We start from the raw sequence: 23,035 nt of genomic DNA on the forward strand, positions 1-23,035 counted from the left end.
CTCGGCTGATAACCACCACTACAGGTTAGTCGGCGTCTTCCATCTTCGTTGCATTGAGTTGCGCGAAAAGCTCGGGCCCGACGCGATCATACAGTTCGATCTGAGTCTCTAGAAAGTCGATATGGCCTTCTTCATCCGACATCAGGCTTTCGAACAATCCCATTGAGACATAGTCTCCGGCCTCTTTGCAGACATCCCGCGCTTCCTTGTAAAGCGCCCGCGCGCTTTGCTCTGCTGCAAGATCGCATTCCAGCGTTTCACGCGGGTTTTCACCGATCCGCAGGGGATCAAGTTTCTGCAGGTTGGGATGCCCTTCCAGAAAGATGATACGTTCAATCAGTTTGTCGGCGTGTTCCATCTCTTCAATGGATTCTTCACGGCTTTTCTTGGCCATGCTGCCAAGACCCCAATCGTCTTGCAGGCGATAATGCAACCAGTATTGGCTGACGGCCGTTAGTTCGTGGCGCAGAGCTTTGTTCAGGTATTCAATTACCTTTTTGTCACCTTTCATGATGAAACTCCTTGGCTGTGTCTAAGAACCGGCGTGGAAACAACTTTTTAAGCTGAATGCTACCACCAGAGCGGCTTAACCCAAAACCTTCAAATATCTGTTTTGAAACAGGTATTTGCAAGTTTCCTGACGATTCTCGTTTGAACCAAAACCCGTCACTTGAAAGCGTTTTTCCACCACACTTACGATTCCCTGATACCTGCTTACCGATCGGAAGCATGGCCCTTGCGGATCAAAATCATGCGGGCAAACAGCTCCGGAGATTGAGCTGCGCTAGCATCCGATGATAGCCCGCAGGATCGAACCAAAAGTGAGATACGAGGTAGGCCGCTAGTTTAGCATAACTTTATAGGGGAACGTGGTGCCTCAAGAGGGACTCGAACCCCCGACCTTGTCCTTACGAAGGACCTGCTCTACCAGCTGAGCTATTGAGGCAAACGACGGTTCCCTTAAACCCTCGGGCAGAGGCGTGCAAGTCTCGATGTCCTTGGACGCCTACCGGTGTGTGATAGTGATTCCCGCAACTCAGATCGCTTGAAACCCAATCCATCACCACGCTCCAGCCAGAATATCTCGCCTATTCGGACGCTTACACTCGTCTTCAAGGGTCGTGTAATTTCGATTGACTGGCTTGTCTTATTTTAATATTTCATGAAATATGATAGAACAGATAACAGACCAATTGGCCATCCTGGGTCATCCGCAGCGTATCCTTGTGTTTCGCATGCTCATGCGACGTTTTCCTGACAGCGTCCCGGCAGGAGAGCTGGCGGCGGAACTCGACCTGAAGGCCAGCACCTTGTCGAACTATCTGAACGCGCTTCAGCGTTCAGGGCTGGTCACGCAGGAACGTTCAGGGACGTCGCTGCTCTATTCGATTGAAATGAAAAACGTGCAGCAGATGCTTGATTATCTGATCGTCGATTGCTGTCGCGGTCGCCCTGATATCTGCATGCCATTTTCTCAGGGAAATGAGGCCGCGACAGACCGGAAGTTCAACGTCTTGTTTTTGTGTGTGGGCAATTCTGCCCGGTCGATTTTTGCGGAATCCCTGCTGCGCACCCTGGGGGGTGACCGGTTCAACGTTTACTCGGCTGGTACGCAGCCCACATCCGAGCTCAACCCGATGGCCGTGCAAGTTCTGGACGACAAAGGGCATGACACATCCATCCTGCGGTCCAAGAACATGTCCGAGTTTGCAACCCCCGGCGCGCCCGAGATGGATTTCGTCTTCACGGTCTGCAATCAGGCCGCAAATGAGGAATGCCCCGCTTGGGAAGGCCAGCCAATCAGTGGCCATTGGGGCATACCGGACCCGGTCAGGGCCGAGGGCACGGATGCCGAAAGAAGCCTTGCATTTCAACATGCATATGGCGCGCTCAAGCGCCGGATTGAGGCCTTTACGTCTTTGCCGGTCGAAGGCCTCGACCGGATCGCACTGCAAACTGCTGTTGATGATATCGGCAGGACGCCCACTGAGGACATGAAATGACGACTTATGCTGTGAACGGATTGGGCCGGATGGGAAAACTGGCCTTGAAACCGCTGCTCGACAAAGGCGCAAAGATCGCCTGGATCAATGATGCAGTCGGTGACCCCGAGATGCACGCGCACCTGCTGGAGTTTGACACGGTTCATGGGCGTTGGGATGCCGCGTTCGCGCATGATGCCGACAGCGTTACGATCGACGGCACCCGCCTACCCTTTATCGGCACCAGAGATCTGGCGGAACTACCGCTGAACGGTGTCGATGTGGTGATTGACTGCACCGGTGTTTTCAAGACTCAGGCCAAGCTGGCCCCCTATTTCGAAGCGGGTGTTAAGAAGGTTGTTGTCTCGGCCCCGGTCAAGGATGGCCCGACCGCCAACGTCGTTATGGGCGTGAACGAGGCCACTTATGATCCGGATGTCCACAGCATCGTGACGGCGGCCTCGTGCACCACGAATTGTCTGGCCCCAGTGGTCAAGGTCATCCACGAAAACCTTGGTATTCGCCACGGGTCGATGACCACAATTCACGACGTGACCAACACGCAAACCATCGTGGACCGCCCCGCCAAAGATCTGCGCAGGGCGCGATCTGCTTTGAACTCTCTGATCCCGACCACCACCGGGTCGGCCACGGCAATCACGCTGATCTACCCAGAACTCAAGGGGCGGCTGAACGGCCACGCGGTGAGGGTTCCCTTGCTGAATGCCTCGCTGACCGACTGCGTCTTCGAGGTTGAGCGTGAAACCACGGTCGAAGAGGTCAACGCGCTTTTCAAGGCCGCTGCCGAAGGTGAGTTGAAAGGCATTCTCGGCTATGAGACGCGACCGCTAGTTTCCACCGACTACACCAACGACGAACGGTCCTCGATTGTGGATGCGCCTTCGACCATGGTGGTGAACGGCACGCAGGTGAAGATCTATGCGTGGTACGACAATGAAATGGGTTACGCCCATCGTCTGGTCGACGTTGCCCTGATGGTTGGTGCATCGCTGTGACCCAAAGGCCCGAAGGTATGTCGGCCTATATCACGGTCACAGCAGCCTATTGGGCCTTCATGCTGACCGACGGGGCCCTGCGTATGCTGGTGCTGCTGCACTTTCATAGTATGGGATTCTCGCCGGTTCAGTTGGCATATCTGTTTGTTCTGTATGAGATCGCCGGCATGGGCACGAACCTTGCCGCCGGTTGGATCGCGGCGCGGTTTGGGCTGACCTCGACGCTTTATGCAGGGCTGGCACTGCAGATTGCAGCGTTGCTGGTTCTTACGCAACTAGACCCTAATTGGGCGATCCCAGTAAAAGTTGTCTTTGTGATGATTGTGCAAGGGGCCAGTGGGGTTGCAAAGGACCTAGCCAAGATGTCCTCAAAATCCGCCGTCAAACTGCTGGCCCCGACCGAGGGCGGAGGGTTGTTTCGCTGGGTCGCGATTTTGACCGGCTCGAAGAACGCTGTGAAAGGGTTTGGGTTTCTGCTTGGGGCGGCACTGTTGGCGACAGTGGGCTTCATGTGGGCTGTTCTGGCAATGGCGATCATACTTGCCGCATTCCTCGTCGCCGTCATCCTGTTCATGCCGACCGGCCTGCCCAAAGGGCGCAAAAGCGCCAAATTCTCTGAGGTCTTCTCGAAATCCGCCAACGTGAATTGGCTATCCGCCGCTCGTGTCTTCTTGTTTGGGGCGCGGGATGTGTGGTTTGTAGTCGGCATCCCGATCTATTTCTACGCGGTGCTTTCGGATGGAACTGAGGATGGCAACCGTGCCGCATTTTTTATGATCGGCACATTCATGGCCGTTTGGGTCATACTTTACGGAGCAGTTCAGGCCAGCGCACCGAAAATCCTGCGCGCAAAGGAACGCCCGGAAGGGGATCTTATCCACGCCGCCAAGAATTGGGCCGCGGCGCTGTTCTGCGTGCCTGCTGCACTGACCATTGCGGTCCTGCTCTCATCCGGCCCCGAGACATGGCTGACCGTTACGCTGGTTGTGGGCCTATTGGCATTTGGGGCAATCTTCGCCGTCAATTCGGCGCTGCATTCGTACCTCATCTTGGCCTTCACCAAGTCCGAGCGTGTGACGATGGATGTGGGCTTTTACTACATGGCCAACGCGACTGGCCGCCTGGTCGGCACTGTCCTGTCGGGACTTACCTATCAGATTGGCGGGCTTCCACTGGTTCTGGGCACCGCTGCTGCTATGGTCGCGCTGGCCGCCCTGACATCCGGCAAACTAACCGACCAGACGAATGAGGCATATACATGAGCATCTTCGAACGCTACCTGACCGTCTGGGTCGCGCTGGCCATGGTTGGCGGCGTATTGATCGGACTGGTTGCACCCGGCCTGGTTCAACTGATCGCCTCGGCCGAAGTGGCCAGCGTCAATCTGGTCGTGGCCTTGCTAATCTGGGCAATGGTCTACCCCATGATGGTCGGCGTCGACTTCGGCGCAGTGGCGGGCGTTGCACGCCAGCCACGCGGGCTGATCGTGACGCTGGTGGTCAACTGGCTGATTAAGCCTTTCACCATGGCCTTTCTTGCGGTTCTGTTCTTTGAGCACGTCTTTGCACCATGGATCGAACCTGAAGACGCGGCTCAATATACGGCCGGGCTGATCCTGCTGGGTGCCGCACCGTGCACCGCCATGGTGTTCGTCTGGTCTCAGCTGACTAGGGGCGATGCGACCTACACGCTGGTGCAGGTTTCCGTGAACGACTTGATTATGGTGGTGGCATTCGCCCCAATCGTGGCCTTTCTGTTGGGTGTGACCGACATTCAGGTTCCATGGCAGACACTTGTTCTGGCAACTGTGCTGTATGTCGTTTTGCCGCTGATCGCCGGCCTGATAACGCGCCGTACCTTGGGATCGCCCCAGGCCATCGATGCGTTTTCCGCACGCGTCAAGCCGTGGTCGGTCATGGGCCTGATCGCCACCGTCGTCATCCTGTTCGGCCTGCAGGGTCAAACTATTCTGGCAAAACCGATGGTGATCGTCCTGATCGCCATACCAATCCTGATCCAGAGCTACGGCATCTTCGCCCTGGCCTACGGCGCAGCATATGCCCTAAAGGTGCCACACCGGATCGCCGCACCCTGCGCGATGATCGGCACGTCAAACTTCTTTGAGCTGGCCGTCGCCGTGGCCATCAGCCTGTTCGGACTGAACTCGGGAGCAGCGCTGGCGACGGTCGTAGGAGTTCTGGTTGAAGTCCCGGTGATGCTGTCGCTGGTTGCCTTCGCAAACCGTACACGGGCGCGTTTTCCAGAAGTCGAAACGCAATACTCTAAAAAAACACTCAATTCCAACTGACAAATAGTCAGTCGCGGAGATCACCCAAAAGCGTAGAGTGAACCGAAAACTCGGGTTCACTAACGCTTTGTCTCGAAGTACTACTCGTGCTTCAGCAGCTGTCGAAAATAGACGAAGTTCAATTTCAGCTTGATAAGTCGTCTGCATTAACCGAATTTCTGCGCAAGAGTGAGTCAGTGCTTTTGTCGAGCCCTGACGCAAGCATCAATTCAGACAAACCTAGTTAGCGTGAGACTATTTTGGCATTAATAAGCAATCGCAGAAAAACAATGAATGTGTCTTCCAGTAGCGCAGTGCTTTCCAAGATCGGTGATTACGATTTCCTGTCTGTGGACATCTTCGACACCCTCCTCTTTCGCCATTGCAACTCTCCCATTGATGCCTTCGGTTTCATGGAGGAGCACATAGAAACAAGGCAGGTGACCGAGTATTTTAAGGACTATCGGGTCGCAGCCGAGCAATTGGCTCGGGAAGACGCAGACCAGAAAGGACTGGAGGACGTTTCGTTAAACGAGATTTATTTTTGTTTTCAACAACTCACGAATTGTAGCGGTACGCAAACTGAGCAGATCAAACAGCTCGAACTAGAAACGGAAATGGACCTGCTTCACGCCACCAATTTTGGAAGAAAGTTGGTGGCCAAGCTAAAAAACACAAAGAAACGACTTGTCATCACGTCGGATATGTACCTTCCCCAAAACTTTCTTGAGAAAGTGCTGGAGGCAAAAGGAATTATCGGATGGGAACGCGTCTTCGTTTCGAACGAGCAAGGAAAGACCAAACATACTGGCAACTTGTTCGAAGAGGTGGCTGAGTACTTTGGTGTTCCACACGAAAAAATATTACATATCGGTGATAACAAACATGCCGATGGCAAAATGGCTGCCAGCGCAGGTATGCAGTCCCATGTAGTCTTGGCTAGCAAGGACGTACCTGCCAGATCTCCAAAACCAAAGCACCATTCCAATATGCTTTCGGGATCGCGTCCCATATCTCAGATTTTTTCGGCAAATTTTCTGGAAACGCATCACTACGATTCTGAAAAGCTGGACTTCCGTACTTTGTCTGAGGATCAGTACTTTGAGGCCATTGGGGCCGTATTGATCGCACCATTGATCACATCAATGCTTATCTGGATGAAGCGGGAAATGGACGATAGGGGCATCTCACGCATCGCATTTCTTGCTCGCGATGGCATGTTTCCTAAAGCAGCATTCGAACTTTTGTGGCCAAATGAATATGACACGCAGTACATAGCTGCCTCCCGGCGATTACTCACGCTTCCATTCACAGTTTTGGAGCCGAACACTATTGGCGGGATGCTTCACACCACCTTAGAAAGCTCGGAGACACTGGACGAATTTCTGGGCAAAATCTCCGGCGGGCCGATCTTAACAGAACTTTTTGCCAATCATGGCCTAAGTGGAACGGACCCACTAACGCGAAAAGCGCGAAAAAAAATCTTGAGACTTCTAAAGGAAAGTCCGGACACCTTTTTTCAGTCGTTTGCCCACGAGCGCGCCGCTCTAAAAAAGTACTATCGTTCGGCCTTCCCGGCAGGTTCTAGCACGGCCGTCTTTGACGTAGGTTGGCGCGGCAGTCTACAGCGCTCAATTTGCGAGATTGTTGATGCAGAAGCGGATATCCTGGGCCTTTACTTCGGCACAAGTCGGCATGCCACATCAATCCTACGTCGCAACGGCTTGGAATATGAGAGTTTTACAGCGTTAAATGGTCTTCCTTCCCATTTAACGCCATGGTTCACGGATTTTCGGGATATCGTGGAGTTTCTCTGTTCGGCAAATCATGGCAGCGTCCTTGGGCTGCAGCAAAGTGAATCCGGTGATATTTCTTGGGTCACCGCTGAACTCAGCGAGTTGGAGGCAGCCAACCTCCAGCGCGCCAAGAAAATTCAAGATTCCGCCCTACAAGCAATCGAGTCCGTACTACGGGCAATGTCGACAGAGACGTTGGCAAAATACACCAACCCGAAGGATGAGCGAGACATGCGTCATTTCCTGAGTAAACCGCATCGCCAAGATGCCCTTAGGTTCAAGAATGTCAGAATCTTCGATGGCGTAGGTGACACAACCGGTGAGAGTTTGACGCGCATTGGTGAACGCAGCACACATTATCGAAACGCCAAAAGCAGCCGTTGGCGTGCTGCCTATGGATCGCAACTCAATCCCTTGTCATATGCCTTACTGAAATTTGTTTTGCGAAAAAGAAAAAAAATTAAGTTATAGCCCTATGCAGTGTTGATAGTCTGACAGAGTTCGCGAACGCAGGCTTTGCTCACCTTGAAAATCTCGCCGGTCACGATGAAGAACGTTTTAATGTCGTAACCTGAATAGATTTCGAGGTGTAAAGCCGTCAGGGTAAATTCGTCGCCTATGATCGTTTTCTGAACAATCGCCAGGCTCTCGAAGAGTTTCGAGCTTTTCTTGCTTCTTTGTCGCGCCGCTTTTTTCTGTTAGCCGGAATGTCATAAGTGTAGCGGGCCTCCAATTCTTGCGATTTCCCACCAATGAATGAGCAACTTCCGGGCACGCCAACATTAGGATATTTTTCACCCAAGTGCTTGATTCCAAGCCAATAACGCTCTGTAACAAAACCCTTTGAATAGTGTTGGAACTCGACGGGTAAAACTATCACAGGAATCCCAAAATTCTCCTGCGCGTTAATACACAGGTCTTCGGCGTAAAGGTCGAACGTTAGGGTCTCATCAAACCGCAACCCGGGCCGATCCCTAAGTAACCGAGTGTGAATTAGAATCGCCACACAATCCAGTGTTTCAACCCAAGTTGGTGCAGTCACCGGCAGACCGACCTGTAGCACCGAAGAGCCGTCTTTTTCACTACACTTATGCTGACCAAACCCGGCCGGTGCATGCCCATCCAGCCTTACTCCAAAGGTTCCGTAAATTGCTTCAAGTGCCAAGTTCTCTGTGTCAAACAACTCTCCCTGAACTTCGAAGTCTTCATGAACGAAAAAAAGCCACATGTCCTCGTTCAAGTACTTTTCAATAACCTCATTGTATAGCGTCGGCAGGCCTGCTGATCGACCGCGGTTGTCAATCAGATGAATATCCCTTTCAAACAAAAACTTGTTTCGAGAGAACAGTTCAGTTGCCATCTTTTCGTTCACAAACGGAACGAATATCTTCAACGGGTCGCTGTTAGAAACTGTCATTTCTGACCCAACTCTCTTTGTGTTCGACGCTGATACCGCCGTACTGAGTTCCAGTACGAGACCTTCAGCGGGTGGCGGTACATTATGCGGCGCCAATCTAGTTGCCCAATGTCGTCTCGAGTAGATAATTGCTTAATGGAATTTGGCAGCATGAGATCGTAGTTGTGCAACTGCTGCTCCTGATTTTGCCTACTAGAATTGTCCAAGTATTTTGACGAGATTGACTCAGACTTCCAGTAAGACTCGACAGTTCTCCATTCACTTTCACCCTTGCATCGCGGAAACGGAACATTCTCGAATGCCCGATATTCCCTTTCAGTCGGTGTTGTGATCAGTCGCGTAAGACAGAAAAGGTTGAAGTCCTTTAGTTCCCGACGATCTAACGCGTCTTTTCTTGGCGCGATCATGCGGAGGAAATCGAGAGCCCCTCGTTGGACACAAATTGAAGCGAGGAGGCCAATATCGGCGTTCATTTCACATTTTGCACTCGAAGACAAAGATATGTCATTCCCTGAATTCAGATGTGGGAAGGACGTATCAGGATTGACGAACAAAAAGTCTGACAGAACTGGGCCTACCCTTACGGACATATCGGTGCTCATCGCATTCAAACCGTCAAAAAGGTAGGCTGAAGCCCTTGCCTCTCGGCTGGGAGAACTTTGACCACAAATACAATACCGATGCACTCTTAATGAAGACAGAAATTTAATGTCCGGTGCACTGCCATCGATATCCGCGATAGCAATGTTTTTTGAACCTTGAACCGTCCATGCGTCGATACGCTTCTGCAATTGTTTGCGTTCTACAGCAGAAGCATCCAAGAATTCACCGTCAAAAGCTTCTTTCACATCGCTGATCGAGTAGCTTGTTACCGGCAGTTTCAGAATGCTCAGAGATTGCTCAATAATGTGGTGCTGGCCAGGCGGAAGAAGCAGTTCATCGAACCCATCTTGTATTGAACGTTCCGCAATATAGTCACAGAACCCCAGCAATACCGGCCCGCAAACATTGAAGCCGAAACTATAAAGATCGGGTTCCGCGGGATCGACATGAGGCATTCGCGCTGCGATCTGGCCGATAATCAAGTCCGAGGCGAACGTATATTCTCCGCGGTCTTGATCAACAAATGGAGCATCATCCTGCCTAAGGCAATCGCTGTGTTGGTTTACATGAATTGCTGTCAAAGCGCAGTCCACGTCAACGTTCATGTTCGCGAATTCGCGCTGGCAAAAATGCAAGACACGGTTCGGTGCGACCTCCTCATTGGCTGCAAATTTCAAAAGAAAGTGACGGCCTTCCGTAGGGCTAATTAGCGCATCCAGTTCAATCCCATGTGATTTCAATAGCCTCGATAATTGGTCTTTATTCAGTCTCGTGTCATTAATACCGACCAATTGCTTCCCTTTAGCCCGAGCAACTGTGGCAATCATAACAAAGGCTTGATTTAAAAAGTGGAACTTTTCTTCGAACTCTCTTTCATCGTCAGGCGTCACGGTGTTGTCCGGCAGAAGGACTGCAAGAAGGCTATAAATTTCGTGTAAACTAATCTCGGACGCTTCGGTTGTCCCAAAACGCCTCCGGGCAAGCTGCTCCGCTTTTAGCCTTGCGCCATAAAAACCGTCGACACCGAGTGACTTCTCTATGAAACGGAAAACGCCATCCACACTTAACACGCTGCGCGACAACAATGTCTTCGAAACATCGAAGGCGATAACGTCGTGGTTTTCGATTAGGTTCGAAATTGTGGAGAATGTGCATCCCGTCCGTCGAACGACTTCAGCTTTGTTTCGTTCCTGCGACAGCATAGACACTCCAACACGAGGTGAGTAAGAATTCAGCGCTGTTGATACCAAGCATCGAACTCGGCTGCCAGTAGTCTATCAAACTCACTGAAACTAATTCCCCGATGACCTCGGGAGCCCCAAAACATAGAACAGAAGCGCACGACAATCGAGTGTTACAACCTGACATCAAGCCCTGACAAACCTGAGGCATGCCCCAAAACACAGCTTATTGCCTCAAGAAGAGATCCGCCAACGTAAACGGCTTTGTTGACTGCAAGTGAACTGTCGCTCGTGGGTAATCTGATTTGCAAACAGGCCTTCGAAAATGCAACTTTCTGCATTGAGACTTTCCCGGCCTCCATTTTCGAGTATAAGCCTATTTGGATATTGTCCAGCGATGGCGATTGAGATAGCCCATTCTTTACTCTGCGTGCGCCGCAGAATGGCACTATAGGTAATGTTAATTATGGAATTCACAACCCTCTCAATACCAGAGGTGAAGCTGATTACGCCGAGGCGATTTGGCGATCACCGAGGCTTTTTCGAAGAGACCTACAACTGTGATCAGTTCTCTTCCGCCGGGATCGATACAGTTTTTGTTCAAGACAATCACTCTGTGTCCAGTGAAATCGGAACGGTACGAGGCCTGCACTTTCAGGCACCTCCGAAAGCGCAAGCTAAACTTGTTCGCTGCGGACGTGGAAGACTCTTCGATGTTGCGGTAGATATTCGCAAGGGTTCTCCGACGTTTGGTCAATGGGTCGGTGAAGAACTGAGTTTTGAAAATGGACGCATGCTACTCGTCCCGGCTGGATTTGCCCATGGGTTTATGACGTTGGAGCCGGACACCGAAATTGTGTATAAGTGTTCAGACACTTATGCGCCAGAAACCGAGGGGGCTGTTCACTGGAGCGACCCCGAAATCGGCATTGAATGGCCGCTAACATCAACCGAAACAAAGCTATCTGAAAAAGACGCGGCTGCGCTGCGCCTGTCAGAACAAGAATCCCCCTTTACTTTTGAGGACACCAAATGAAACTTTTGGTCACTGGAGGCGCCGGTTTTATTGGGTCTGCCGTTGTTCGTCGTGCCGTTGCCCAAGGTCATTCGGTAGTCAACGTAGATGCGTTGACGTATGCAGCTTGCCTCGACAATGTTGCGGTAGCGGCTGATGCGCCAGGCTATGCTTTCGAACACGCAGATATTCGTGACGCTTCGGCGATGGAGGCTGTGCTCAGGAAACATAAGCCTGACGCGATCATGCATCTGGCCGCCGAAAGCCATGTAGACCGCTCAATCGATGGTCCAGCTGCCTTTATCGACACCAATGTCACGGGCACTTACGTTCTACTAGAGGCCGCGCGCGCCTATTGGACCGACGCAGGCAAACCCGCAGACTTCCGTTTTCACCATATTTCGACCGATGAGGTCTTCGGATCTCTGGGGGAGACCGGTTTTTTCACCGAAGATAGCCCCTATCAACCAAACTCGCCCTATTCAGCATCAAAGGCGAGTTCGGACCACCTTGTACGCGCGTGGCACGAAACCTATGGCCTGCCGATCATTCTGACAAATTGCTCAAACAACTATGGTCCATATCAGTTTCCCGAAAAACTGATACCGGTCGTAGTCTTCAAGGCATTGTCCGGGCAGTCGATACCGATTTACGGCAACGGCGATAACATCCGCGACTGGCTGCATGTCGAGGACCATGCAGAGGCGCTGCTGCTTGTTCTGGAAAAAGCGGCCGTCGGTGCAAGCTACAACATTGGTGGCGAAAACGAGATGACAAATCTTGAACTCGTCAAAATGCTCTGCAGTATTCTGGACCGGCTTCGTCCGGCAGAGAAACCTTACTCAGAACAGATCACATTCGTAACTGATCGCCCGGGTCACGACCGCCGCTATGCGATTGATCCAACTCGAATTGTCGAAGACCTTGGCTGGCATCCGAACTATACTCCTGAGACAGGATTGGAACAGACCGTCCAGTGGTATCTGGACAACGAAGCCTGGCTGAATGCACTTCTAGCGCGGGATGGTGTTGGCGATCGCCTTGGTGTTGCCAAATGAAAATACTTGTCTTCGGTCGAAGCGGGCAGGTCGCCACAGAGTTGCGAGCGCAAGCGCCTGCGCGCGGCATCATAATAGAGGCGTTGGGGCGCGAGGACGCGGACCTTTCACACCCGAAAACATGCGCAGACCACATAAGCAAAACCAACGCGGATGTGGTTATCAACGCCGCTGCTTACACTGCGGTCGATAAGGCTGAAGACGAGAAAGATATCGCTCGGCGCGTTAACACTGATGCGCCCGGTTCTATGGCCCAAGCGGCGGCCGAACGTGGCATTCCGTTCATTCACATCTCGACGGATTATGTCTTTGATGGATCAGGGACGCTCGCACGAACTACAAACGACCCGACTAGCCCGCTTGGCGTATACGGTAGTACTAAACTGGAAGGCGAAGATAAGGTCGCGGCGGCCGGAGGCTGGCATGGAATTCTCCGTACAAGTTGGGTGTTCTCGGCGCATGGAAACAATTTCGTCAAGTCGATGCTTCGATTGGCGGAAACACGAAACCACGTAACCATAGTTGCCGATCAGGTTGGGGGCCCCACACCTGCAGCGGACATCGCAGCTACATTGCTTAGAATGGCCGAGGCAGGGTCCAGTGTGGAGGGTGGCCTGTTTCATTATGCAGGAAGCCCAGACGCAAGCTGGGCAGATTTCGCACGCGAGATTTTTTTACAGGCAGGCTTAGATATTTCGGTTGAAGATATCCCGACCAGCGCTTACCCGACGCCTGCCGCCCGCCCAAAAAATTCGCGGCTGGACTGTTCCCGGCTTGAAAAAACTTATGGGCTTCTTCGCCCTGACTGGAAAGCCGGGCTAACCAAGGTACTGAGGCAATTAGGTCAGACCCCAAAAGGCCAATTTTGAAAGGTTAACGCATGCAACGTAAGGGAATTATTCTTGCCGGAGGCTCTGGAACGCGGCTTTACCCGATTACGATGGCCGTGTCCAAACAGCTGCTACCAGTTTACGATAAGCCAATGATTTTCTACCCACTCAGTGTATTGATGTTGGCGCAGATCCGCGAAGTTGCAATCATCACAACACCACAGGACCAGGAGCAGTTCATTCGCCTCTTTGGTGATGGCAGTCAATATGGACTGTCACTGACGTGGATCGTGCAAGACTCTCCTGACGGGTTGGCGCAAGCTTATACACTGGCGGAAGATTTCCTCGCCGGCGCTCCTTCGGCATTGATCTTGGGAGACAATATCTTCTTCGGCCACGGTCTTCCAAGTCTGCTGGCCCAGGCAGATGCCAACAAGCAAGGCGGTACGGTTTTTGCATATCGCGTCGCCGACCCAGAGCGGTATGGCGTTGTTGCTTTTGAGGACCAAAAGGTTCGTCAGATTGTTGAAAAACCACAAAACCCGCCGTCAAACTACGCAGTCACCGGCCTTTACTTTCTTGATGGTGACGCGCCGGCGCGGGCTAAAGAAATCCAACCGTCTGAGCGCGGCGAGCTTGAGATTACTTCGCTTTTGCAAATGTACTTGGACGAAAACCTGCTCGATGTTCAGACTATGGGTCGGGGCTTCGCTTGGCTGGATACTGGGACACACGGCACTCTGCTGGAGGCAGGAAGCTTTGTAAGAACGCTGACAGAACGTCAGGGTATGCAAACCGGTAGCCTTGATGAGATCGCCTGGAGCAATGGATGGATCGATGATGCCGCTCTCGAGAAGCGCGCAAAACTGTTCGCAAAATCGACTTATGGCGCCTACCTTCATTCGCTTCTGAGCGATTAAAGCTAGCACCGAGTAAGTGCGCCTGACGATCCGGAATAAATTGCATCCAAGCTAGGGCCGTCACAAAGACATTCCGTCCGATCAGCCAGAACGTGAATCGAGTAAGCACTGGACCGAAACGGCCCGGCGCTCGCGCCTAAACTGGCGCGGTATAAAATGGTTTCAGGGCTTGTTTCGCTTCGAACGCGGCTAAAAAAACGCGCGCTGTGTCGAGGGCTTCGCGGATCGTGACGTCCATATCCAGATAACGGTAAGTACCCAAACGGCCAACAAAAGTTACCTTCTCTGTCTTGTCGGCCAGCGCAACATACTCACTCAGCAATGCTTTTTCTTTTACCTGACGGATCGGGTAATAGGGAATGTCATCCGGACCCGCCGCGCGGGAAAACTCGCGATAACAGACCGAGCCTTCGTGCGACTCCCACGGTGCAAAGTGCTTGTGCTCGGTGATCCGGGTAAAGGGCACCTCTTCCTCGCCATAGTTCATCACGGCGCAACCCTGATAGTCGCCGTCATAGGTGAACCGTTCGAAATCAAGGGTGCGGTATCCCAGGCGTCCAAGCTCATAGTCGAAATAGCCATCCAGCGGGCCTGAGTAGAACACATGATCGAAGCCATCCGCCATGTTGCGATCGAACATGGTGTTCAGCTTCACTGTGATCCCCGGGTGATCGAGGATGCCACCAATCATGTCGGTGTACCCGTTCTCGGGCATGCCTTGGAATTTATGGAAAAAGTAGTTGTCGTCGTAGTTGAACCGCACCGGCAAGCGTTTCAGGATCGACGCCGGCAGCTCGGACGGGTGGCAGCCCCATTGCTTGATCGTGTAGCCCTTGAAAAACGCCTCATACAGATCACGACCGACGAACCGCATCGCTTGTTCCTCGAAACTCTGCGGGTCGGCGATGGATGTATCAGCCTGTTCTTCGGTGATAAACGCGCGGGCCTCGTCCGGGCGCATGGTCTTGCCAAAGAACTGGTTGATCGTGTGCAGGTTCACCGGCAGCGAATAGACCTGCCCCCGCGAGGTGGTTTTGACCCGGTTCTTATAGGGCAGGAAGTTGGCGTATTGGTTCACATACTGCCAAACCTCTTCGTCATCCGTATGGAAGATATGTGGCCCGTACACATGGACCATGACGTCGGTATCGGCATCCCGTTCTGTGTGGCAATTTCCACCGATATGGTCACGGCTGTCGACCACGGTGACATCATGCCCTTGTTCCGCAAGTTGGCGACCGATCACAGCCCCAGACAATCCGGCCCCAACCATCAAAAACTGCATATCAGGGGCTTTCCTGTTTCATCGAAATCGTCGTCATGTCGAGCGGTTTGATCAGCTGACGGCGGGCAATCTTGAATATACCCGACCGCGCCTCGCTGGCACTGCGGAATTTCGGCAGGACCGACATCCATGCCCGGCACATATGCCACCCCAGCTGCAGACGACCCGAGATGGGTTGCCCTCCCTGCAGGATCGCGGCAAAGACGACCGGAACGGTACGCCGCGACAGATCAAACATCTGCTTCAGAACGGCTTCTTCCTCTTCCGAGCTGAGGTTGTTCGACTCGGCCATCGCAGCTTTCAGGTTCTTTCCGATCGGCCGCGTGTGGTGCATCGCGATCTCGTCCAGAATGGCAGTTCGAAACGCGCCAGCCTCGGCCCATCTGCACCAGATATAATCCAGGCCGTAGCCGCTCATGGTGCCCTGGAAAAGCGGCAGTGCTTTCTTCAGGATATCCTTGTGCAGGCACGGGGCCATGATCTCGATATAGTTCGTGTAGCGCAGTACGAAGCCCGGGCATTGGCTGAACACAAAATGCGAGAAATAGCTTTCGGGGGTCAGCGACGGTTGCGCAATACGCAGGCCGTGAACCTGCATGGCATCAAACAGCGCATTTACCGCCGTGGCGCTGATGTCCAGATCATCATCCGGCAGCCAATAGTAGTCATATTGATCCAGGTCACGATCCGCCAGGGTTTTGAACAACCCGTCCCATTTGCCGCCTTTTACCAGCACGGCCTCAACACCGGGTTCAGGTTCGAATGCCGCAAAAGCCTCGTCCGAGAAATAGCTGATCAGAAGATCGTAGCTACGATCTTCATAGGGGATTTCCTGCCACCGATGGTGCAATGACTTGTTGCCCGCACGGACAACCACAAGGCTATTCTTCATGCGCGGTTCCGAACCCGATTGCCGGCCTGCATCAGGGGGCCGAGCCCTTCGATCATGTCCGGGTTCAGCGGGTGGCTCAACCGTCCGTACGTGTACTTTGTCTGGTACATTAAGTTTCGAACGAACCTGGCCATGGGCGAGCCGGGTTTCATTTTACTGCGGCAGTGATCGATCGTGCTGTCTATCTCTTTGCGCTCTGCGACCATCTGCTCGGCAAGGGTGAGGATGGGCACATTGTGTTCCCAATAGAATTTTAGGTCGATGTCGATGGGACGCGCAATCGGGGCCTCAATCGCCAAAAGCCGAGCGGCAGCACGTCGGCCGATGATATAGCCCGTGGTTCTGGGTGGCAGACGGTCCGACAAGACAAGATCCTGATCTGCAATGGACTTAATGACCTGTCCGTTGTTTCCCGACACGCCGTCGATTTTGATCATGACGTCTTCGAAACATTCGCCACATTCAGCCAGTTCTTTGAAAAACGGCCTGGGATCTTGCACGAACGTCGCGTCATCTTCCAAAACAAGGCTGACGCAGTCGGAGGAGTCAGCAATATCCTGCCATATCTGACGATGTCCAAGGGTGCAGGCGACCTCGTTGCGGCTGAGCGGGCGTTTGAATTTAATCCGGTTCATGTCTGCGTCATACAGATGATGCAATTCGGAGTTGTTTAGCTGATCTCCGGCAATGGCGTCGCAAAATTCATGATTCAAGCCAAAGCGGGCAAATTCGCTTTCGCAGAAACGTCGCCGTTCAACATCTTTCGGCAAACTCAGAATGACAGCTTTAATCGACACTGTTCCATTACCAATAATACGTGCTTCGCGTTACTATGGGCCATATATACCAAGCACAAGGACAAAAAATCTATCCTTTTCCCCTGACGCGTCAAGGATTTCCTGCGGCAAAAAACCGCTGAATTTCAATCGTTACTCTCACGCTACAGTACTCAGCCCCAAAATATCAGCGGTTCCATTTTTCAAGCATATACATATCACAATGAAACCAAAAAGAAAAACGTTTGACCTGATCACTAGAGGTAACGCAAAAATCTGCCAGCACCTCAATCTATTCGTCAGAATTCGGGGATCACTCGTGACAAGAGGTATACACAAGACGCTATAAAGTTGTGCGGGCAACTTCGGGTTTTGACCTAAAAAACGCCACGTAGAGGCCAGGGCTCGGAAGCCCACGATACAACGCGTCACCTTGTCAAAAGAGAACATCAAAACCTTGCACATCGCAACGCTAACCCTTATCTGACGAGGCCCCTGCGCAACCTTGTGATTGGGCAACTCTGTCGCGTCAATTGATCTGCCCTTTAGGCAGGAATGATTATAGGTTATCTGAGCGAGCGCATGATTTCATGATCTGGAGAATGTAATGATTAAGCGTGCCTGGACCGAATGGCGATCAGGCTATATGGGCCGTCTCATTGGTGAGAGCTTTTTTGCCCAAGGTCATCTTTACGCCATTGCCATCGTCGCAATGATAGCTGTTGCTGCGACCACTGCAGGCTCTGCATTCATGATGGAGTACATCGTTGATGCGATGACCAGTCCGGAAATGCGCGACTGGGCTATTGCGATCGCGCTCGGAGTTGTTCTGCTATTTCTGTCCAAGGCGCTCGCATCCTACATCCAGTCTATATACCTGGCGCGCGCGGGCAACCGGATCGTTGCGATGCAACAAGACCGGGTTTATCGTAAACTACTGAGGCACGGTGTTTCGTTTTTTGCCGAGAATGAGTCTTCGGACCTGCTGATGCAAACGACAATGGGTGCTCAATCTGCCCGAACTCTTATTGACGTAATCGTCACCGGCTTCGTCCGAGACGCCTTGACCCTGGTGGGTCTTGTGATTGTCATGGTGTACCAGCAGCCCGTGCTGTCCATCATGTTTTTTGTTGTCGGACCCGTGGCCTTGCTAGGCGTGCGCTACCTGCTGAAAAGCGTGCGCTCGATCATGCAGCAAGAGTTCAAGTCGTTAGCAGAGATTATTCGTGTGCTGCAGGAAACCTCGGCCGGCATCAAAGTCATCAAAGTATTCTCTCTTGAGGATCGGATGATCAATCGTATGGAAACGGCCATCCTTAAAGTCGAAGAACGCTCGAATGATATTGCGCGGCTGCAGTCGATCGCCAGCCCGCTGATGGAGTTTCTGGCCGGGTTGGCTATAGCCGGCGTTCTGATCGTTAGCACTCTCGGGATTGCGGGTAGCGAACAGCCAACAGCTGGTCAGCTGATGTCCTTCATCACAGCACTGTTAATGGCCTATGAACCTGCAAAACGTTTGTCGAAAATGCGCGTTCAGATTGAAGCTGCTATGGTCGGTGTTGGCATGCTTTTCGGATTACTGGACCAAGAAGACACAATGCAAGAAGACCCTGATGCACGTGACCTGCTTGACGGGCCGGGTGAAATCGCACTCCGCGATGTAACCTTCGGGTACAAAGGATCGATTCCGGTAATCGAAAACATGAATGTAACATTCGAAGCAGGGAAAACCACTGCGCTGGTCGGCCAGTCAGGTGGGGGCAAGTCGACGATATTCGGCCTGATTATGCGATTCTATGACCCCGACGGTGGGAGTGTCGAAATCGACGGGCAGAATCTGAAGAACGCTAGCTATTCTTCGCTTAGGCGAAAGATCTCATATGTTGGCCAAGACACCTTCTTGTTTTCCGCAACTGTGATGGAAAACCTGCGTTGCACGGCGCCGGATGCAACGGACGAGCAGGTTATCGAAGCAGCGAAAGCTGCACATGCGCATGACTTCATCTGCGGGTTATCGGGTGGCTATGATACGCATGTCGGCGAGAACGGAACGTTCCTGTCAGGCGGCCAGAAACAACGCATAGCCATAGCCCGTGCAATTTTGCGCGATGCCGAGATTTTGTTGCTGGACGAAGCCACTAGCGCATTGGACGCTGAATCTGAGGCGCTGGTGAAGGCGGCGCTGGACACGCTGACACAGAACACGACCGTTATCGTGATTGCTCACCGCCTGTCGACAGTCCTTGAGGCTGACAAGATTATGGTTGTTCAGGATGGTGCCGTGGTCGAACAAGGAAACCTAGACGAACTGATGCAACTAGATGGTCAGTTCAAGAACCTTTTTAATCAGCAATTCAAGAAACGTAATGTTGATACCAAGGTGGCAGAATGACGAGACCATTTCCTATTTCTTTCTACCGCGGGGATTCTCATGATCGAGATGGGCGGCGTTCTTACTTGGCTTAGAGATAGTAAACAACTTTGCTCACCGGCAGGCTACGGTCAGGGCGCTTTGATATAGAACAGTCAGTACGATTCACGGTTTGAAAACGAGCAGTGAATATGTCTGACCGCTTCTGATTAACGGATGCGCAGATAGCGCTTCAAACCTTTCCTTTCTGAATCGCACGGAAAACATCGTGTCGATGATCGGCCCGTGTTAAGTGGAATTGTGTTTGTCAATCGCAATGGCTTAGGCTGCTGCGATGCGCCCGCCGCTTACTTGGCGCCGAAGGAATCGGAGTTGTCGCCACACGAGTAGGCCGATACGTTCACCGCTCAAGAGCGCTAACTTTTGTTGGAAACTACGATATATCGCACGCTCAATCCCATGACCTGATCACCAGCCCGCCCTTTATTTTTTAGGTCGTCGATGAGTTCCAGCACAAAACGAAAGCGATCAACCAAGTTTGGCAGACGGGCTTCACCTACATCCAGGTTCTGGACTGAGGCTGGTTCTATCTTAGTACGGTTCTAGACAAATACGACCGTTACATCGTTTATTGTCAGCTGTACACGAACATGCGTGCTGACGATGTCACCGACACGCAGGGCATGGCGTTAAAGGCATCCGACTGTGATCAAATCCACGTCGACCACAAGCCACGCACGTTCAGCGACAACGGCACAAGCTATGTCTCGGGGGATTTAGCAGAATGGCTGGAAGACAATAGCATTGGGCAATCTCGCTGCGCACCGTACGATCCGCAAACACAGGGCAAGATCGAACGATGGCATCAAACCTCAAAGAACCGCAACTTGCCGAAAAACTACTTCCTGCCGGGTGATCTTGAAGCGCAGATCAATACCTTCTTCGATCATTACAACCGCCAGCGCTTTAGCGAGAGCATTAACAACGTCACAACTGCCGACGTCTGCTTTGGGAGGGACAAAACTATTCTACTACAGCGGGAATGGATCAAAAAAGACAATTGAAACAAGGCGCTTGCATCACAGCCAAAGCGCCGATGATGTGGGCGAACTCCCGCAAGATGTATTTTTGGATCGTCATTATGTGGAGACGCAGGACGGCAGCCCACCATTGATTTTGGACCCTCGTTTGGGTCTTCTGTCAGCGCAGTGAAGGATCGAATCCAACCACGGTTGTGGAATGACGGCTCATTTCACCGGCATTGTGAAGTGCCGAAGAACTGCCGGGCGCGTTATTGAGTTGGCGCTAAACACAAACGCGACAAGCGTAGAATTTCCTTGGCCTTCGATGCTCTCGCCGTGTAAACGAGAAACCGCGGCAGCAACTAACCACGACAGGTCCAAATGAAAAATGATTCGCTTTACAACCTATACCTCGGACATGAGGGGAAGGTGAGCGACAAGTGGCATTCCTATCTCGATATCTATGAAGATCAGTTTGCGTCGCTTCGTGAGTCCCCTGTTCGTCTGCTTGAAATCGGAATTCAGAATGGCGGTTCACTTGAGATCTGGTCCCGTTATTTTTCAAACGGTTCGCTGTTCGTTGGATGTGATATCGATCCGAAATGCGCCGGTCTTCGTTACGATGACGATCGAATTCATGTGATCATTGGTGACGCGAATTCGGAAAAAACGCAGAACGAGATCCGCCAGATCTCGGATATGTACGATTTGATCGCGGATGACGGGTCACACAGATCGTCCGACATAATCACCACATTCTCCCGATATTTCGGCATGGTTCAACCCGGGGGGATCTATGTGATAGAAGACCTTCATTGCTCCTACTGGGAGACATGGCAGGGTGGTTTGAACTCGCCATATTCGGCGATGTCGTTTCTTCGGAGGCTGGCCGACGTGGTTAACGCGGAGCATTGGGGAGATGGTGGAGATATCCGGTCGCAACTGAAAGGGTTTGAACGCCAATGGAATCTGACGCTGGATGTGAACCACATCGCCCAGATCCAATCCGTTTCATTCTACAATTCCGTTTGCATCATTCGAAAAAGTGCCAGCGGACCGCCGCAGGTAGGCTCGCGTGTTGTGGCAGGCCAGGACCGTATGGTGGCGGACGACCCGCTCCTCCGATCTGGACAAGAGGTTGGCGCGATCAAACTTGATTTGGATAAGAAGCTTCTGGGCGAAGCTGCGGTGGTTGATCGGCCGCCATCATCCATGGGCGAGGGTGCCAATCCGTGGGGAGCCGGAGCAGAGCCGATGGAAGAGGTGGCTTCGGCAATAGGTGAGCTGCGGCTGGCTGGGCACGACCCTTTCACAACATCAGATTTGGTTTCAGCGATCATGGATGTGCGTGCACTCTACCCTGAAACGCAGAATCCGATTCCCCGCCTTCTCAATGACGTAACGATGCTACGGGAGCGTACCGAAGTTCAGGCAACGAAAATATCCGAACAACAACAGGTCCAGGATGAGTTAGTTGGTGATGCGAGCAAACTACGGGAGCTTGCCGAAGCTCAAAACAAGAAAATATCCGAATTGAGTCGGTCATTCGAGCGGATTGCCCGCAATCCATTGCTTGGCTTTTTTCTCTGGCTGAAATTCATAATTCTCTCAATTCTGACCCGCATTCCTTTCCTCTCAAGTTCGTTCCGTGAGAAAATGGGCAGGTCAGCCAAAAAAATAGCACCCCAACGCTTCAGGGCATACACAGAGACTGCAAACCAAGAATAAAAGAAAGTAATCAAGGCAAGGGTTGGAGTAACCGTCTTTAAGTGGAACCGACCGTGTAGTTTGAAGTCGTAGTCAACTTTTTCTTGAGGCTTTCTACAAGTCATTACGTTATCGGGTCTACATTGAAACTCTGATTGGCTAGGGCGATCGAGCTCAAGTACATCGACAAGTGCTATGGCTCGTTCCTTGCGCACAAGGATTTCGAATCTGACTGTTCGACGGGGCAAACGGATCGTGGTCGCGGGTCCCTCGGGTTCCCGCAAGTCTACGCTGATCCGCCCTATTAACCGGCTGGAGAAATTTCAGAAAGGGCAGATCTTCGTTGGCGGGGTCGAGCTGACGGATGACACCAAGTATTTCGTTTAGATCCGATTTGAGTTTGGAATGTGCTTTCCGCACCATAAACTGACTCCATACCTAACTATTCTGGAATACTAGACGCTGACTTCCATGTGGTCGCGCAGGGTCTAGCGCTCAGAGCGCTGTAGAAGTCGTCGTGCATTTTCTCAACAAAGTTCGCATCCCGGATCAGGCTGGCAAACATCCTGGCCAGTTGTCCAGTGACCAGCAACAACGCGCCGCCAAGGTACGTGCCTTGCGAATGAAACTCGTATCATGCTGCTTAACGAGCCCACTTGGCAACTTGACCTCGAAATGATCAAGGACGTGCTCAACACCGTGGTTGAACCGTCCAAGGAGCCCCCCCTGAAATCCGGACACTGATGTGTCAGATCCATGAGCAGTTCTCGGACCCTCCGTTCTTCGGGGTTCGGCAGGTGACCTGGCGGTTGATGCGCCTTATGGGACTGATGCCGATCTATTGGAAACCCAACACAGTAAGGCAACGAGGGGACAT

The 23,035-nt window shown here is 52.2% G+C and carries 18 protein-coding genes, 1 tRNA gene and 2 pseudogenes; 14 read left to right on the forward strand and 7 right to left on the reverse strand.

Annotated features, from left to right (window positions below; translation table 11 throughout):
- Positions 1-25 precede the first annotated feature (25 nt).
- Positions 26-511 carry a bacterioferritin gene (gene bfr / locus AC2FJF_RS15495; RefSeq protein ID WP_496726184.1) on the reverse strand — a complete coding sequence of 162 codons (486 nt, stop codon included), beginning with the start codon at positions 509-511 and terminating at the stop codon, positions 26-28.
- A 359-nt stretch (positions 512-870) separates the two neighbouring features.
- Positions 871-946 (reverse strand) — tRNA-Thr (locus tag AC2FJF_RS15500).
- A gap of 223 nt (positions 947-1,169) precedes the next feature.
- Here AC2FJF_RS15500 and AC2FJF_RS15505 point away from each other — a divergent pair.
- The 5 genes from AC2FJF_RS15505 (at position 1,170) to AC2FJF_RS15525 (ending at position 7,552) form a co-directional block, all read left to right on the forward strand.
- Positions 1,170-2,003 carry an arsenate reductase/protein-tyrosine-phosphatase family protein gene (locus AC2FJF_RS15505; RefSeq protein WP_496726185.1) on the forward strand — a complete coding sequence of 278 codons (834 nt, stop codon included), beginning with the start codon at positions 1,170-1,172 and terminating at the stop codon, positions 2,001-2,003.
- Positions 2,000-2,998, forward strand: coding sequence for an ArsJ-associated glyceraldehyde-3-phosphate dehydrogenase (locus AC2FJF_RS15510; RefSeq protein ID WP_496726186.1), 999 nt, complete (start codon positions 2,000-2,002; stop codon positions 2,996-2,998). Before AC2FJF_RS15505 ends, AC2FJF_RS15510 begins: the two co-directional genes overlap by 4 nt.
- On the forward strand, positions 2,995-4,260 hold the full coding sequence (arsJ, locus tag AC2FJF_RS15515) for an organoarsenical effux MFS transporter ArsJ (RefSeq protein WP_496726187.1): 1,266 nt from the start codon (positions 2,995-2,997) through the stop codon (positions 4,258-4,260). The genes AC2FJF_RS15510 and arsJ overlap by 4 nt, the downstream gene beginning before the upstream one ends.
- On the forward strand, positions 4,257-5,306 hold the full coding sequence (gene arsB / locus AC2FJF_RS15520) for an ACR3 family arsenite efflux transporter (protein WP_496726188.1): 1,050 nt from the start codon (positions 4,257-4,259) through the stop codon (positions 5,304-5,306). Before arsJ ends, arsB begins: the two co-directional genes overlap by 4 nt.
- 293 nt (positions 5,307-5,599) lie before the next feature.
- Positions 5,600-7,552: an HAD-IA family hydrolase gene (locus AC2FJF_RS15525; RefSeq protein WP_496726189.1), complete on the forward strand. Its 1,953-nt coding sequence runs from the start codon at positions 5,600-5,602 to the stop codon at positions 7,550-7,552.
- Positions 7,553-7,697: 145 nt separating this feature from the next.
- Here the strand turns inward: AC2FJF_RS15525 and AC2FJF_RS15530 are convergent, their stop codons facing one another.
- The gene (locus tag AC2FJF_RS15530; protein WP_496726190.1) at positions 7,698-8,498 is read right to left on the reverse strand and encodes a hypothetical protein; all 801 of its coding nucleotides are present in this window, start codon (positions 8,496-8,498) and stop codon (positions 7,698-7,700) included.
- Positions 8,495-10,303, reverse strand: coding sequence for a hypothetical protein (locus tag AC2FJF_RS15535; protein WP_496726191.1), 1,809 nt, complete (start codon positions 10,301-10,303; stop codon positions 8,495-8,497). The genes AC2FJF_RS15530 and AC2FJF_RS15535 overlap by 4 nt, the downstream gene beginning before the upstream one ends.
- Before the next feature lie 445 nt (positions 10,304-10,748).
- On the opposite strand from AC2FJF_RS15535, the gene rfbC reads away from it, so the two are divergent.
- From rfbC to rfbA, 4 genes are read left to right on the forward strand one after another with little or no spacing between them, the layout of a single operon-like run.
- Entirely contained in the window at positions 10,749-11,318 is a 570-nt protein-coding gene (gene rfbC, locus AC2FJF_RS15540) for a dTDP-4-dehydrorhamnose 3,5-epimerase (protein ID WP_496726192.1), read from the forward strand.
- A complete protein-coding gene (rfbB, locus tag AC2FJF_RS15545; protein WP_496726193.1) occupies positions 11,315-12,355 on the forward strand; it encodes a dTDP-glucose 4,6-dehydratase in 1,041 nt (346 codons plus the stop codon). Before rfbC ends, rfbB begins: the two co-directional genes overlap by 4 nt.
- The gene (gene rfbD / locus AC2FJF_RS15550) at positions 12,352-13,224 is read left to right on the forward strand and encodes a dTDP-4-dehydrorhamnose reductase (RefSeq protein WP_496726194.1); all 873 of its coding nucleotides are present in this window, start codon (positions 12,352-12,354) and stop codon (positions 13,222-13,224) included. Before rfbB ends, rfbD begins: the two co-directional genes overlap by 4 nt.
- A gap of 11 nt (positions 13,225-13,235) precedes the next feature.
- Entirely contained in the window at positions 13,236-14,105 is an 870-nt protein-coding gene (gene rfbA, locus AC2FJF_RS15555) for a glucose-1-phosphate thymidylyltransferase RfbA (RefSeq protein ID WP_496726195.1), read from the forward strand.
- Between the two features lie 136 nt (positions 14,106-14,241).
- Here the strand turns inward: rfbA and glf are convergent, their stop codons facing one another.
- Genes glf through AC2FJF_RS15570 form a run of 3 tightly spaced genes read right to left on the reverse strand, consistent with a single transcriptional unit; the run spans position 14,242 to position 17,079 of the window.
- Positions 14,242-15,390, reverse strand: a complete 1,149-nt coding sequence (glf, locus tag AC2FJF_RS15560; protein WP_496726196.1) for a UDP-galactopyranose mutase — start codon at positions 15,388-15,390, stop codon at positions 14,242-14,244.
- Position 15,391: 1 nt separating this feature from the next.
- Positions 15,392-16,282 carry a hypothetical protein gene (locus AC2FJF_RS15565; RefSeq protein ID WP_496726197.1) on the reverse strand — a complete coding sequence of 297 codons (891 nt, stop codon included), beginning with the start codon at positions 16,280-16,282 and terminating at the stop codon, positions 15,392-15,394.
- Positions 16,279-17,079, reverse strand: a complete 801-nt coding sequence (locus AC2FJF_RS15570) for a glycosyltransferase family 25 protein (protein ID WP_496726198.1) — start codon at positions 17,077-17,079, stop codon at positions 16,279-16,281. The genes AC2FJF_RS15565 and AC2FJF_RS15570 overlap by 4 nt, the downstream gene beginning before the upstream one ends.
- A 586-nt stretch (positions 17,080-17,665) precedes the next feature.
- Here AC2FJF_RS15570 and AC2FJF_RS15575 point away from each other — a divergent pair.
- The 5 genes and pseudogenes from AC2FJF_RS15575 (at position 17,666) to AC2FJF_RS15595 (ending at position 22,545) form a co-directional block, all read left to right on the forward strand.
- A complete protein-coding gene (locus AC2FJF_RS15575; RefSeq protein WP_496726199.1) occupies positions 17,666-19,450 on the forward strand; it encodes an ABC transporter ATP-binding protein in 1,785 nt (594 codons plus the stop codon).
- Between the two features lie 203 nt (positions 19,451-19,653).
- Positions 19,654-19,780: pseudogene (locus AC2FJF_RS15580) on the forward strand (IS5/IS1182 family transposase); the annotation flags it as partial.
- 239 nt (positions 19,781-20,019) lie between these two features.
- Positions 20,020-20,493: pseudogene (locus AC2FJF_RS15585) on the forward strand (DDE-type integrase/transposase/recombinase); the annotation flags it as partial.
- Between the two features lie 339 nt (positions 20,494-20,832).
- The gene (locus AC2FJF_RS15590) at positions 20,833-22,179 is read left to right on the forward strand and encodes a class I SAM-dependent methyltransferase (RefSeq protein ID WP_496726200.1); all 1,347 of its coding nucleotides are present in this window, start codon (positions 20,833-20,835) and stop codon (positions 22,177-22,179) included.
- Positions 22,180-22,353: 174 nt separating this feature from the next.
- Positions 22,354-22,545, forward strand: coding sequence for an ATP-binding cassette domain-containing protein (locus tag AC2FJF_RS15595; protein ID WP_496726201.1), 192 nt, complete (start codon positions 22,354-22,356; stop codon positions 22,543-22,545).
- Positions 22,546-23,035: the final 490 nt, after the last annotated feature.

It is taken from the genome of Ruegeria sp. CDSB013, assembly GCF_059611165.1.

Bases quoted from the DNA above. Each gene is read 5' to 3' on its own strand.
- bfr (WP_496726184.1), bottom strand. From the start codon at position 511: ATGAAAGGTGACAAAAAGGTAATTGAATACCTGAACAAAGCTCTGCGC.
- AC2FJF_RS15505 (WP_496726185.1), top strand. From the start codon at position 1,170: ATGATAGAACAGATAACAGACCAATTGGCCATCCTGGGTCATCCGCAG.
- AC2FJF_RS15510 (WP_496726186.1), top strand. From the start codon at position 2,000: ATGACGACTTATGCTGTGAACGGATTGGGCCGGATGGGAAAACTGGCC.
- arsB (WP_496726188.1), top strand. From the start codon at position 4,257: ATGAGCATCTTCGAACGCTACCTGACCGTCTGGGTCGCGCTGGCCATG.
- AC2FJF_RS15530 (WP_496726190.1), bottom strand. From the start codon at position 8,498: ATGACAGTTTCTAACAGCGACCCGTTGAAGATATTCGTTCCGTTTGTG.
- AC2FJF_RS15535 (WP_496726191.1), bottom strand. From the start codon at position 10,303: ATGCTGTCGCAGGAACGAAACAAAGCTGAAGTCGTTCGACGGACGGGA.
- rfbC (WP_496726192.1), top strand. From the start codon at position 10,749: ATGGAATTCACAACCCTCTCAATACCAGAGGTGAAGCTGATTACGCCG.
- rfbB (WP_496726193.1), top strand. From the start codon at position 11,315: ATGAAACTTTTGGTCACTGGAGGCGCCGGTTTTATTGGGTCTGCCGTT.
- rfbD (WP_496726194.1), top strand. From the start codon at position 12,352: ATGAAAATACTTGTCTTCGGTCGAAGCGGGCAGGTCGCCACAGAGTTG.
- rfbA (WP_496726195.1), top strand. From the start codon at position 13,236: ATGCAACGTAAGGGAATTATTCTTGCCGGAGGCTCTGGAACGCGGCTT.
- glf (WP_496726196.1), bottom strand. From the start codon at position 15,390: ATGCAGTTTTTGATGGTTGGGGCCGGATTGTCTGGGGCTGTGATCGGT.
- AC2FJF_RS15565 (WP_496726197.1), bottom strand. From the start codon at position 16,282: ATGAAGAATAGCCTTGTGGTTGTCCGTGCGGGCAACAAGTCATTGCAC.
- AC2FJF_RS15575 (WP_496726199.1), top strand. From the start codon at position 17,666: ATGATTAAGCGTGCCTGGACCGAATGGCGATCAGGCTATATGGGCCGT.
- AC2FJF_RS15590 (WP_496726200.1), top strand. From the start codon at position 20,833: ATGAAAAATGATTCGCTTTACAACCTATACCTCGGACATGAGGGGAAG.
- AC2FJF_RS15595 (WP_496726201.1), top strand. From the start codon at position 22,354: ATGGCTCGTTCCTTGCGCACAAGGATTTCGAATCTGACTGTTCGACGG.